The following is an 11,908-nucleotide window of genomic DNA, read 5'->3' as shown; positions in this document are numbered from 1 at the left end:
GGGGCGATATTGACTATTGACACGTTGTCGTATTGCCGCTCTCAGTTTCTTCTCACCGCCACCGGCATCGCGTCGTCGTAATCGCCGGTCAGCACAGGCGTTTGCACATTGGCGGTGTATTGGCGCACCTTCGTGTACACATAATCGTACAATTCCTTGATGGTGATGAGATAGTCGTTGTTCGTGTCCGCTTTACCTTTCATGCCTTGCAGCAGGTAGTAAGTGAACACGCCTTGCCGCAACCCGTGGTCTTCGAGCGACAGCTCTTCAGCCTTCGACGACATCAAGAGCGCCACCCCTCCATTGGCATCTTCAAAGGCTTGGTAGTAACGCTGGAGCGTCACGGGCACAGGGCTTTTAGCGGCCATTGCCCCCGCTCCTTGATTGAGCGAGCCGCTGTGACAGGCATCGGCGATGCACAGTTTGTGTTTCGCTTTACTTTGTTTAAAAATTTGCTTGATTTCGTCGTGGCGGAGTTTGTTGTTGTAGCCGTCGTAGTCCACAGGCAGGAAGCATCCGTTGAGGCCGTGACCACTAAAATACAGTATCACCACATCGTTGGCATCGGCTTTCAGGAAGTACTCGCGCATTTTCTTCAAGATGTTCTCGCGGGTAGCGTCTTCATCAATGAGGATAGTCATCTGACTCTGCGGCACGGCTCCTCCTTCCACGCTGCCGAGGAAGGAATAGAAACGGTAGGCATCGTCGTCGGTGAATTTGAGAGAGGGCATGGAGGTGTAGCGTCCCACACCCACGATGACCGCCCAGATTTTGACCGATTGGCTCGATTCCATGCGCACTGGGTCGGCGGGGATAACCTCCTGCGAATCCAGCTCTTTCATCGCGGCACCATTGAGCCAGACAGCCCCATAGACCCTTCCGCCAGCAAAGTACATGATGCCCTCGCCATTTGGCGCGTTGCTGGCCCATTCGCCTTCGTAACGGTTGCCGTCGGCATAATAACACACACCTTTGCCGCTTGGGTACCCATTTTTGAACTCACCTATCCACCGCGAGCCGTCGGGATAGTCGTAGTACCCCCTTCCATTGGCACAATAAACCGAGCCGCAGTTGCGAAGGCCAGCCACGTCCGGCTTAGTGGGGTTGGGTTTATTCGCGTTGGTAGGCTTGTTCTGGGCTTGGGTGGTGGCCGCAGTGGTGTTTGGGCTGTCTGATGAGCTGCTGACAAAGTTGCCCATTGACCAAGTGCCCGTTGTGGCCTTGCCTCTTGAATCCACGAGTCGGCCTTGACCGTTTTTGCGGTTGTTTTTCCAAGAGCCGGTATAGTAGGCCCCATCGGGATAGTACATGGTGCCTTGTCCCTCGAACTTGCCGCTTTTGAAGTCGCCTTCGTAGCGTTCTTTCGATTTGAAATAGTACTTGCCTTTGCCGTTGGGCTGGTCCATAAACCAACTGCCGACGTACTTGTCGCCATTGGAATAGGTCATGGTGCCTTCTCCGTTGATGCGGTTGCGGCTGAACTGACCCTCATAGACATTGTTGTTGGCGAACACGAGCGTGCCACGGCCCTCGCGGTTGCCGTTGACGAACTGCCCTGTGTACACCGTGCCGTTGGAATAGCGGTATTTGCCCGTTCCGTTTTGGCAATTGCCAGTTAGGCACTGTGCGTTGAGGTTGTTGGGAATGAACGCTGTGGCGAGCAGGAGTGCCGGCACAAGCAGGCGGACGAATAGATTATGACCCTTCATGTGTTTGAAGCAGGATTTAAAAATTGTTTTTGCGAAAAAATGCGGATAGACGAAGGGTGCAAGCAGTTTTGTTTGAATTGATTAAACTCGGAAAAACCGGGTTCCTGAATCGTGCAATGCAAAACCACCGTATCGAGCAAAAAATCCTTCGTCACCACAAAGAAAAGCCCTTATAGCGACATATAGCAAAAATCTCCGTTCAAAAGGTACTGATTTCTTTGCCGCCGCAACGGAACAAAAGAACGAACGCAGGCGAAGGATAGTTTGTCAAACGACGAGTGGTTAACTTGATTTTAAGAGGCTCGGGCAAAATTGCTTTCGCGGCTTTGCGGGGCAACCGGGCGGATTAACGATTGCAGGAACGAGGTTCGGCTTTTCTAATATTATGCCACAGGCTGCCTTGCATCGTTGATTTTTGTACCTTTGCACGGATATTTTTCAGCCAAAATTTTGATTTTCAACAATTTGAAAATTGTTTAAAACCATGTTAAAAAAACTCCTGTTCGGCTTTGCTGCCGCCATGCTCCTCACCGCTTGCGGTGCAGACTCCAACGCAAAGGTCAGTGCTCAAACCGCTGACCCCTCCAAAGACGGCAAGCACTTCGGCACCTTGATTGATGCCGACAACGCGATTTCTTACGACGAGCTCATCCCGAAAATGACCACTACCGATTCGCTTGCCGTGAAAGTGAGCGGGAAAGTGGGCGAGGTGTGTCAAAAGAAAGGCTGCTGGATGACGCTCGTACCCGAACAACCCGGACAGCCGGAGATGCGCGTCACGTTCAAGGACTACGCCTTTTTCATGCCCAAAGACCTCGCGGGCAAGCGCGTGGTGGTGGACGGCTACGCTTATGTGGACGTGACGCCGGTGGACGTGCTGCGCCACTACGCCGAAGATGCCGGCAAGTCAAAAGAGGAAATCGAAACAATCACCGAACCCAAGCGCGAAGTGGCTTTCGAGGCCGCAGGGGTGGTGATTGTGGATTGATGCTTTTTTGACGCAAAATAAACTTGTTGCGGTGGAGGCCTTTGGCGAAGGAAAAGCCTTTTTTCCGACTGGCTTCGTTAAATTTTTCGCCGAATATGCCCGATTTCGACTGCAAAATTTGCCTTGCCAGTCGAAAAAATGACAATCCCCTTCACTCAAAGCCCTCCACCGCAACAAGTCTAATAAAAAAAGCTCGCCGTTTGACGCGGCGGGCTTTTTTTATTGTTGCTAATGCTGTGTGCCCCCCCCGCTCCGCCTGAGGTCAAGTCAACATTCCCGCAATCGTCGCCGTCATGAAACACGCCGCCGAACCTCCGATGAGCGCCCAGTAGCCGAGTTCGGTGAGTGTCTTGCGCTGGTTGGGCGCGAGCGTGCCGATGCCGCCTATTTGGATACCGATGGAAGCAAAATTGGAGAAGCCACATAGGGCATACAAGGCAATGATGACCGATTTGGGGTCGAGTTGTGTCGTCTTTTGAAGGTCGCCGAGCGCCCCGTAAGCCACAAATTCGTTGAGCATCGTTTTCATGCCCAATAGCTGCCCGATCGCTGTGCAATCCTGCCACGGGATGCCAAGCAGCCAAGCAAGGGGGGCGAACACCAAGCCAAGCAAATAGGTAAAGGTAAGCCCCTCGAATCGGCCTTTGGTGGCCTGACTGATTTGGGCATTCAGCCCAGTCCATTCTCCGATGCTATGTTGCAGAATCCAGTTGAGCATATACACCAACGCGGTGAACACGATAAGCATGGCTCCCACGTTCACGGCAAGTTTGAGGCCATCGGTGGTGCCGCGAGAAATGGCATCGAGCAAGTTGTCGCCCACATGCGTGTCTGCCTTTTGGAGTTTATCCAAGTCTTGTTTTTCGGTCTCGGGCAACAAAATTTTGGAGCAAACGATGGCCGCTGGTGCCGACATAATGGACGCAGCCAAGAGGTGTCGGGCAAAATAAAGCTGCCGTGCAGGGTCGTCGCCACCCAAAAAGCCCACATAAGCGGCGAACACACCACCCGCGATGGTGGCCATGCCTCCGGTCATCAGACACAGTATCTCGGAGCGTGTCATATTGGCCAGATAAGGCCGGATGATGAGCGGTGCCTCCGTCTGCCCGATGAACACGTTGGCGGCAGAGGCAAGACTCTCCGGGCCGCTCATGCCCATGCTTCGAGTGAGCACCCACGCGATGCCATACACGATTTTTTGCAAAATGCCGAAGTAGAACAGCAATGCCGACAGCGCCGAATAGAACATGACCGTCGGGAGCACCCTGAAAGCGAAGATGTAGCCGAACCCCTGCCCAGTGGCCAAATCCCCAAAGAGAAACTTTGCGCCGTTTTCAGACCACTCGATTACAAACGTGAACAGTTTGGCCACTTGGTCGAAGGCCCAACTCACTCCCGGTACTTTGAGCACCAAGAGCGCGAATACCAACTGGAGCGCCACGCCCGAACCCACCAGACGCCAGTTGATGGCCCTTCGGTTGCGGCTTAGCAAATAACAAGCGCCCAGTAAAAAGGCCATGCCGAGCAGGCCGCGCAAAACGTTGTCGAAATGAGACATGCAGTGTCGGGTAAATAAGGCTTTTGAAAAATTGTCTTTACGGCGGCGAAAAGTACGCCTACACTTCGGTTTGAAAAAATTTATGGCTCATAGCCTATTTTCGCCCCCCGACTCAATCATCAATCAACAAGGTATGAGACCCTACATTATCGGCATCACGGGTGGCAGTGGCAGCGGGAAAACGAGCTTTATCCGTCGCCTGCGGGCGGCGTTTTCGGAAGAGCAGCTGTGCGTCATTTCGCAAGACGACTATTACTTGCCCAACGACCAGCAGCAACGAGACCAAAACGACGAAATCAATTTCGATTTGCCCAAGTCGTTCGACAAAAAGAAACTGCGCGAAGACCTCCAACGGCTCATCATTGGCGAGGCGGTGACTATCCGAGAATATGTTTACAACGACATGAAGGTGGAGCCTAAAACCATCACCCTTCAGCCAGCGCCCATCGTGGTCATCGAGGGGTTGTTCGTTTTTCACTTCAAAAAAATCGCGGCACTGCTTGATTTGAAAGTGTTCATCAATGCCAAGGAAAACCTAAAAATCATTCGCCGCATCCTGCGCGACCAAGCAGAGCGCGGCGACGTGCTCGACGGGGTGCTGTACCGTTACCAGCATCATGTGTTGCCCGCTTACGAAAAGTACATCTTGCCCCATAAAGAGGAGGCCGATGTCGTGATAAACAACAACCAAGACTTCGAGCGCGGGCTGGAGGTGCTCATCGGCTTTTTGAAATCAAAACTGAACGACGTAGTTTTGTAGCAAAATCGCTTGATATGGGATTGAAAACAGCATCCGAACAGGAAACTTTCGTCGTCCGTGTGGACCGACGCTACACGGCACAGGATTTTGAAAACCTGCCGCCCGGCCCACCCTATTACGAACTCATCAACAATCGCCTCGTCATCGCTCCCTCACCTGAAATCCCCCACCAGCGCACTTCACTGAGCCTTGTAAAAAAAATGGTAAAAACTTAGTCAGCTTCCAGACGCAGAGGACTCGGATGACAGCCTTATATATTTTTGACAGGATTTACAAGATTTACAGGTTTTTTGGCGGCGAAGCCACTTCATTGAACCTGTAAATCTTGTAAATCCTGTCAAAATTCAATGTCTGTTGTCCTGCCTAAGTTTTTACAAAAAATGGATGATTTTGTCGAGGAACGCAACCTCGGCCTCGTGCTCGAAGCCCCTATGGATGTGGAATTGGACGAGGACAACGTGTTTCAGCCCGACATCCTTTTTATTTCAAACAAAAGGCTCGGCATCATCAAAGAAGGTCGCAAAATCAAAGGCGCTCCCGACCTCGTGGTGGAGATTCTTTCCTCCAACAAAAAATACGACCAAGAGGAGAAAAAGTATGTCTATGAACTCCACGACGTGCGCGAGTTTTGGCTGGTTGACACCAAGAAAAAAACGGTTGAGGTGTTTGAAAATCAACGCAAGGAGTTTGTGCTGCTTCAAAAAGCCTACGTTGGCGACACGGTGCGCTCCAAATTGCTCAATGGGTTTGAAATTGCCGCAGATTATCTTTTTCGAGAAATTCCAAAGCCATAGCCCAAAGCAGGCACAAGGGGAGATGATTCAGCCCCACTCAAAGGAGCCATAAAATTTCTTTCCAGCGAGGAACTCTCCCGACCGCTCGACGTTTTATACTTCTCGCCGTTAGGTTTTGGGCATATCTGCAATCGCAATCTGTTCAAAATCAAGAACATCAATCACGTTCATCTAACAAATCCTAGCGAATCAAGGTATAAGACCGCCATGTCGCACCACCCTCCACCCGCCCGGCTCTACACCACTGCGTTTCTCCTGCTTTGCCTTTCTCACGCGCTGTTTGCCGCCAGCTTCAACATGATGATACCGGAGTTGCCTGCCTACCTTTCGGGCATGGGCGGTGGCGAGCACAAGGGCTTGATTATCGCGCTTTTCACCATCACGGCGGGTGTGTCAAGGCCATTTAGTGGCAAACTGACCGATACCGTCGGGCGGCTGCCCGTGATGTACGTTGGCACGTTGGCCTGCATCGTTTGCGGGCTGCTCTACCCCGTTCTGGCGTTTGTGAGTGGCTTCTTGGTGCTGCGTTTTTTTCACGGATTCAGCACGGGTTTCAAGCCGACAGGCACTTCGGCCTATGTGGCCGACATTGTGCCGCCGGGTCGCTTGGGCGAGGCGATGGGCATACTTGGCATCTGCTTTAGTTTGGGCGTGTCGGCCTCGCCTCCGTTGGGCAGTTGGATGGTCAAATACTTTGAGGGCAACCCCAACCCCATGTTCTATGCCTCGGCGGTGCTGGCTGCGCTCTCGGTATTTATCTTATTCAATTTGAAGGAAACCCTGCGCAACAAGCAGCCCTTCCGCTGGGGGCTTCTAAAAGTCACAAAAGACGATGTGTTCGACCCGCTCGCGCTGCCTTCGGCGCTCGCCATGATATTTTGCTACTTCAGTTACGGGGTCATTCTCACTTTGCTGCCCGATTTGAGCGACCATTTGAATGTCGGCAACAGGGGGCTTTTTTTCACGCTTTTCACCCTTGCAAGTGTTTCCACGCGGTTTTTTGCCGGAAAAATCTCCGACCGCTTGGGGCGGGTGCCTGTGCTGAAAATCTCCGCCCTGCTCATCGCGGCTTCCATGGTGATTTTTGCAAAAGCGGACACCCCACACCTTTTTTATCTCGGTTCGGTCGTGTTTGGTCTCGGCAACGGCGTGTTTGCCCCAGCCATCAATGCCTGGACGGTGGATTTGGGCCGACCAGAGCAAAAAGGCCGGGCACTGGCTACCATGTATATCGCGCTGGAAATCGCTATCGGCGGTGGCGCCTTTTTGTCGGGTTGGTATTTTGCAAATGACTGGTCAAGAATGCCTGCCGTGTTTTATTTTGCAGCCGCTATGAGCCTTGCCGGGTGGGTTTATCTCACGGCATATGGCAAACGTTTCACGTCCCCCCATCAAAGGCCAAAGACACAACAATGAACGCCACCAATCGCTCGCTCCTCATCGCCGTGCTTGCCTGCCTCGCCATGGGGCTGTTTGCCAAATCGCCGCAGTTTTCCGGTGGGAAATCGTGGATTACCATTGCGCTCCTTGTGGCCACCGTCGCACTGAGCGTGTGGGGGTTCTGGCTCGGCTTGCGCGGCGCAAGGCAACAACGAACGGCTTGGTCGTGGCTGGCTCCGGGCATCAACGCCTTCCTTTTTATCACCATCTTGGCCTTTTTGGGGCTGATGTTGTTTGCCTTGCACGATTTTATGCCCAGGTGAGAAAGGATTGGGGCAGGGCGAAATTGTTTTGGATTTACGATTTACGATTTACGATTGGCAAGCGAGAAAGGATTGGGGGGCAGGGCGAAATTGTTTTCGTTGGTAGGAGATGGTTGACAATAGCACTTACTACGCCTTCTTCTTAAAATAAAACCAGTACGCCCCCAGACCCACTGCCGCCACGCACATCCCAGCCATTGCCCGCACGGGATTTTCAACCAACGTGAACACGATGAACCACATCGAAATGCCCACAAACACCAACGGCGTGAATGGGTACAATATCGTGCGGTAGCCACGCTGCGCATCAGGCCTTTTTCTGCGAAAGACAAAAATCGTGGTGCCCACCAGCATCAGCCCCACCCAGTCCATAAAAGTCACATATACGATGAGGTTCTCAAAAGTCCCCCAGAACAGCAATAGGACGAGCGACCACACGCTTTGAGCAAGGATGGCATTCACCGGCGTTCGCCAGCGCGGGTGCACCTCGGCGAGTTTTTTGAAAAAAATGCCATCGCGAGCCATTGCGAAATAGATGCGCGGTGCCGTCATGCAGTAAATGCCGGTGGTGCCAAAAGTGCTGAGCGCAATCAAAAAAGCCATGAGCACCCCGCCCCACGGCACGAGGTTGTTCAGCGCATCGGCAGCGACGGTTTTTGACTGAGCGATTTGTTCCACTGGCAGCAGGCGCATATACGCCACGTTGGCCAACACATACACCAGCGTGACGATGAGCGCACCCAGTACCATGGCGCGTGGCACATTGCGCTGGGGAGTTTGTGCCTCGCCCGCCATATAGGAAGCATGATGCCACCCCCCGATGCTCCACAACACCCCCACGAACGCCAGCGCAAAAGCACTCCACAAATTGGCTGGTGGGCTGTTCGCAAAGTCGCTGGCAGCGTTTGTCGTGGCGGCTTCCGGGCCGGCAAAAAACAAGCCCGCGCCGATGATGACCGCCAGCCCCAGCAGTTTGGCCCCGGTGAAAAGATTGGCGAACCACTCGCCGATTTTCACGCCAAAAAGATTCACCACCGTCAAAAAAACAATCATGCCTACTGCTATTGGCAATTCCAACGGGTGGTCGCGCCCGAAGCCGAACAGGTACATCAAATGCTCCACGCACACCAAACTCAGCGCCGCGATGCTGCCCGACGTGCTGATGAACAGAATGAACCAACCATACACGAACCCCACCGCGTCGCCGTAAGCCTCCCGCAGATAAACATAAAGCCCGCCCGCACCGGGAAACATGCTGCCCATCTCGGCGAAAGTGAGCGCCCCGGTCAGCGCCGCTATGCCGCCCAATACCCATAGGGCGATGACGTATTCGGGCAAATGAACCTGCGCGGCGATGCCGCCGGGCGTGCGGAATATCCCGCTCCCGACGGTGCTGCCGACTGCTATCATGACGAGGCCATACAAGGTGAGGCTGCGACGGAGTTCTGCGCTCATAGAAATGTCAGGTGGAGGGTTGAATAGTGTAGTGGTTAATAGCCCAATCCGAACCCAAATTTGTAGAGCGGGTCCTTTGAGTCGTAGGGCGCATCCGCTTTTTGATTGCGCACCGCCTCCATGCTCGATGGCAACTCAAAGGGCAATTTGCCTTCTGGCTTGGCCTTGCCAAAAATCACATCCAATGCGGCAGCGTCGCTAGCCCCGTAGTTGGCAAGCAAGGCCTTGGCCGATGCGTTGATTTCCGGGATAACGGCCGGGCGGTCGAGATATAAGTCCACGATGGTCGGCACGGCTTTGCAAATCGAGAGAATGTCGGCCAATTCATTCCCCTTGAAATCAAGGTCGCCGTGATGGAAGCCCTGTGCCATCGGGATGTCGGACTTGACGGGTACCCAGGGTGTTCGCAGGCGAACGATGGCAATGTCGGCTTCTTTGGGCGTTTGCGCCACTTTCCCATAGCGAGCCACTACCGTCGAATCGCAATTGGGCGCAAAAATTTTCAAATCAGGTTTGCTCAAAGGAAGGATGTTGCCCTCGTTTTTCAACAGTGTGTAAGCCCTGCGCTGGGCAGCATCGGCTTCTTTCTGAAATTCAGGATTGCCGACAACATCGGCCACTTTGGTCTCATCCACAAACGGATTGTCGAACAAGCCCAACTGGAACTTTTGACGCAACAAACGCCGCACCGACTCATCCACGCGCGCTTCCGTAAGCGCCCCCTCTTTCACCAAATCAATGATGTGCTGTGGGCAATTTTCGCCGCCGAATTGGTCAACACCCGCGTCAATGGCTTTTTTTACCCGCTCTTTCTCGCTCAAATGCTCCACCCCCCATGCCCGGGCAGGCCAAGTGAAAGCGGGCGTTTTCAGGTCGGTTATCAGCCCCCAATCAGTACAGACCACGCCGTCGTATTTGAACCGCTCGCGCAGGAGCGTGGTGATGATGGTTTTGTTGAAGGCCATCGCCACGTCCTCATCGGTTTGCCCGACGGGAATGCCGTAGTAGGGCATGATGGCTGCCGTGCCTGCTTGAAAGGCCGCCTCGAAGGGGATGAGGTGATATTCGAATTGGCCGCCCGGATAGATTTGCCCTTTTTGGAAGGGGAAATGCGGGTCGAGGCCCTCGTTTTGCGGCCCGCCACCCGGGAAATGTTTGGTCATGCAAGCCACGCCGTTTCGCAGGTCGTTGGTCTGCAAACCCTTGAGGTAGGCCGTCACCATGCGAGCCGTCAGTTGGGCATCCTCGCTGAAATTGCCGTTGATGCGAGGCCAGCGGGGTTCGGTGGCGAGGTCAATCTGTGGGTGCAGCGCCTCCCTGATACCGACCGCCAGATACTCTTGCCGCACGATGTCGGCAAAGCGCTCCACCAATTTTTCGTCGCCGATGGCAGCAAATCCCGGTGTTTCGCACCACTGCGAAAATCCATTGGCGGCCATGGCGAAAATATTTTCCGAAAAATGATTGCGGGGGTCGCTGGCAATGGTCACCGGGATGCCAAGTCGAGTGCTCTCGGCGTGTTTTTGCAGGTTGTTGTACCATTTTGCCAACACTTGTGGCGCGGGAATTTGCCACAGATTGAAATGCGACATTTTCAGGGTGCTGATGTTCTCCTGCGCGGAGGGCAACATGGCCGCGAAACCTTCCACTAACGCGGGGTTCTTCTCGATGCTGCCATCCTTGTTGACCGCCGCGCCATTGATGAACATTTGCCCTGCTTTTTCTTCGAGGCTCATTTGCGCCAAAAGGTCTTCCACCCGTTTGTCTGTCGGCTGCGAAATGTCTTCGTAGATGTCTTTCTTGCCGTTTTTATTCAAATCTCGGTAGGGCGATTCGCCGCCGCAAGCGATGAGGCAGAGCAGAAGTGTTGCGAAAAGCAATGTCGGAAGGTTTGTCATGTGTGTCCGTATTTTTGATTGAGACTAACCTAAGCGAATTAGAGGTCGAGGCAAAATGCTGAAAACGTGCGCTATTCAGGCAGTGATTTCAAATCAAGGCCTGAATAAATGTTTGAACATCAGACACTAAATTAGTCAAACCCCTAAAACGCATTCACCTATCAAATACCAATCTTGTGAGCGCAATATAGGAACGGCACTCGCATCGTTGGGTAAAAAATGGCCCATATTGTGTGCCCGCCAAGCAAAACCCTCCCAAATATCCGGCTCGTTTTACTTTTGCTGCCCGATTCACGGAGCGTTGACCAGACGCGGCGCTACTCAAAGTCTATCCCACCATGTCTCCCAGCAACTACTACCAACTCGTCCGCGACACCTTTCGCGAAAAGGGCAACCCGGAAATGGCTCAAATGCAAATGGCCTATATGCGCAATCAATACGAGTTTTTTGGACTGAAAATGCCGCAATGGAAGGCTTTGACCAAAGCCATCCACCAAGCGCACGGCCTGCCAACGGGCGATGATTTGAAAACACTTGCCCGGCTCTGCTTCGACGACGACCACCGCGAAATGCACTACTTCGCACTGCTGACGGTGGAAAAAGCCCTCAAAAAGCAATCGGCGACGTTCATCGAATTTTTGGAGGAGCTCATACTGACCCGCTCTTGGTGGGACACCGTGGATTGGGTGAACAAACTGGTCGGCCTGCATTTCCAACGTTTTCCCGAACTCATCAAACCCGTCACCGAACGCTGGATGGGCTCGGGCAATTTCTGGCTGCAACGGGTCTGCCTGATTTTTCAATTGAACTACAAGGAAAAAACCGACGCGGTGCTATTGTTCAGCTATGTGAGGCGACTTTCGGGCGCGAAGGAGTTTTTTATCCAAAAAGGCGCAGGCTGGGCACTGCGGCAGTACTCAAAGACGAACCCCGATGCCGTGCGCCAATTTGTCGAGTCCACACCACTCGCCCCACTAACCCGACGGGAAGCCATGCGCCTCATCAAATAAATTTAGGTAGCGGGTGGAGGGTGTTCACAAAAC

The 11,908-nt window shown here is 53.2% G+C and carries 11 protein-coding genes; 7 read left to right on the top strand and 4 right to left on the bottom strand.

What is annotated here, in order from left to right:
- Nucleotides 1-41: 41 nt before the first annotated feature.
- Nucleotides 42-1,709, bottom strand: a complete 1,668-nt coding sequence (locus tag KIS77_09060; GenBank protein ID MCW5922481.1) for a caspase family protein — start codon at nucleotides 1,707-1,709, stop codon at nucleotides 42-44.
- Nucleotides 1,710-2,229: 520 nt separating this feature from the next.
- Between KIS77_09060 and KIS77_09055 the strand changes: the two genes are divergently transcribed.
- Nucleotides 2,230-2,697, top strand: coding sequence for a DUF4920 domain-containing protein (locus tag KIS77_09055; protein MCW5922480.1), 468 nt, complete (start codon nucleotides 2,230-2,232; stop codon nucleotides 2,695-2,697).
- 262 nt (nucleotides 2,698-2,959) lie between these two features.
- Here KIS77_09055 and KIS77_09050 read toward each other — a convergent pair whose 3' ends face one another.
- The gene (locus KIS77_09050; protein MCW5922479.1) at nucleotides 2,960-4,255 is read right to left on the bottom strand and encodes a Na+ dependent nucleoside transporter; all 1,296 of its coding nucleotides are present in this window, start codon (nucleotides 4,253-4,255) and stop codon (nucleotides 2,960-2,962) included.
- A 133-nt stretch (nucleotides 4,256-4,388) separates the two neighbouring features.
- Here KIS77_09050 and udk point away from each other — a divergent pair, with 133 nt between their 5' ends.
- The 5 genes from udk to KIS77_09025 all read left to right on the top strand — a co-directional run bounded on the left by udk (nucleotide 4,389) and on the right by KIS77_09025 (nucleotide 7,512).
- On the top strand, nucleotides 4,389-5,015 hold the full coding sequence (udk, locus tag KIS77_09045) for a uridine kinase (protein ID MCW5922478.1): 627 nt from the start codon (nucleotides 4,389-4,391) through the stop codon (nucleotides 5,013-5,015).
- A 14-nt stretch (nucleotides 5,016-5,029) separates the two neighbouring features.
- A complete protein-coding gene (locus KIS77_09040) occupies nucleotides 5,030-5,230 on the top strand; it encodes a hypothetical protein (GenBank protein MCW5922477.1) in 201 nt (66 codons plus the stop codon).
- Between the two features lie 132 nt (nucleotides 5,231-5,362).
- Nucleotides 5,363-5,809: a Uma2 family endonuclease gene (locus KIS77_09035; GenBank protein ID MCW5922476.1), complete on the top strand. Its 447-nt coding sequence runs from the start codon at nucleotides 5,363-5,365 to the stop codon at nucleotides 5,807-5,809.
- Between the two features lie 207 nt (nucleotides 5,810-6,016).
- Entirely contained in the window at nucleotides 6,017-7,225 is a 1,209-nt protein-coding gene (locus tag KIS77_09030; GenBank protein MCW5922475.1) for an MFS transporter, read from the top strand.
- On the top strand, nucleotides 7,222-7,512 hold the full coding sequence (locus KIS77_09025) for a hypothetical protein (GenBank protein ID MCW5922474.1): 291 nt from the start codon (nucleotides 7,222-7,224) through the stop codon (nucleotides 7,510-7,512). The genes KIS77_09030 and KIS77_09025 overlap by 4 nt, the downstream gene beginning before the upstream one ends.
- 129 nt (nucleotides 7,513-7,641) lie before the next feature.
- Here the strand turns inward: KIS77_09025 and KIS77_09020 are convergent, their stop codons facing one another.
- Both KIS77_09020 and KIS77_09015 read right to left on the bottom strand, forming a co-directional pair.
- Nucleotides 7,642-8,967: an amino acid permease gene (locus KIS77_09020; GenBank protein ID MCW5922473.1), complete on the bottom strand. Its 1,326-nt coding sequence runs from the start codon at nucleotides 8,965-8,967 to the stop codon at nucleotides 7,642-7,644.
- Between the two features lie 35 nt (nucleotides 8,968-9,002).
- A complete protein-coding gene (locus KIS77_09015) occupies nucleotides 9,003-10,865 on the bottom strand; it encodes a glycoside hydrolase family 3 protein (GenBank protein MCW5922472.1) in 1,863 nt (620 codons plus the stop codon).
- Between the two features lie 338 nt (nucleotides 10,866-11,203).
- Between KIS77_09015 and KIS77_09010 the strand changes: the two genes are divergently transcribed.
- Complete coding sequence (locus KIS77_09010) at nucleotides 11,204-11,875, top strand: DNA alkylation repair protein (GenBank protein MCW5922471.1); 672 nt, start codon at nucleotides 11,204-11,206, stop codon at nucleotides 11,873-11,875.
- Nucleotides 11,876-11,908: the final 33 nt, after the last annotated feature.

The sequence above is a fragment of the Saprospiraceae bacterium genome, from assembly GCA_026129545.1.
In the GTDB taxonomy this organism is placed as follows: domain Bacteria; phylum Bacteroidota; class Bacteroidia; order Chitinophagales; family Saprospiraceae; genus M3007.
The sequence above is the reverse complement of the archived record's forward strand: the minus strand, read 5'-3'. Positions and strand labels throughout refer to the sequence as shown.

Bases quoted from the DNA above. Each gene is read 5' to 3' on its own strand.
- udk (MCW5922478.1), top strand. From the start codon at position 4,389: ATGAGACCCTACATTATCGGCATCACGGGTGGCAGTGGCAGCGGGAAA.
- KIS77_09015 (MCW5922472.1), bottom strand. From the start codon at position 10,865: ATGACAAACCTTCCGACATTGCTTTTCGCAACACTTCTGCTCTGCCTC.
- KIS77_09040 (MCW5922477.1), top strand. From the start codon at position 5,030: ATGGGATTGAAAACAGCATCCGAACAGGAAACTTTCGTCGTCCGTGTG.
- KIS77_09035 (MCW5922476.1), top strand. From the start codon at position 5,363: ATGTCTGTTGTCCTGCCTAAGTTTTTACAAAAAATGGATGATTTTGTC.
- KIS77_09010 (MCW5922471.1), top strand. From the start codon at position 11,204: ATGTCTCCCAGCAACTACTACCAACTCGTCCGCGACACCTTTCGCGAA.
- KIS77_09060 (MCW5922481.1), bottom strand. From the start codon at position 1,709: ATGAAGGGTCATAATCTATTCGTCCGCCTGCTTGTGCCGGCACTCCTG.
- KIS77_09050 (MCW5922479.1), bottom strand. From the start codon at position 4,255: ATGTCTCATTTCGACAACGTTTTGCGCGGCCTGCTCGGCATGGCCTTT.
- KIS77_09055 (MCW5922480.1), top strand. From the start codon at position 2,230: ATGCTCCTCACCGCTTGCGGTGCAGACTCCAACGCAAAGGTCAGTGCT.
- KIS77_09030 (MCW5922475.1), top strand. From the start codon at position 6,017: ATGTCGCACCACCCTCCACCCGCCCGGCTCTACACCACTGCGTTTCTC.
- KIS77_09025 (MCW5922474.1), top strand. From the start codon at position 7,222: ATGAACGCCACCAATCGCTCGCTCCTCATCGCCGTGCTTGCCTGCCTC.
- KIS77_09020 (MCW5922473.1), bottom strand. From the start codon at position 8,967: ATGAGCGCAGAACTCCGTCGCAGCCTCACCTTGTATGGCCTCGTCATG.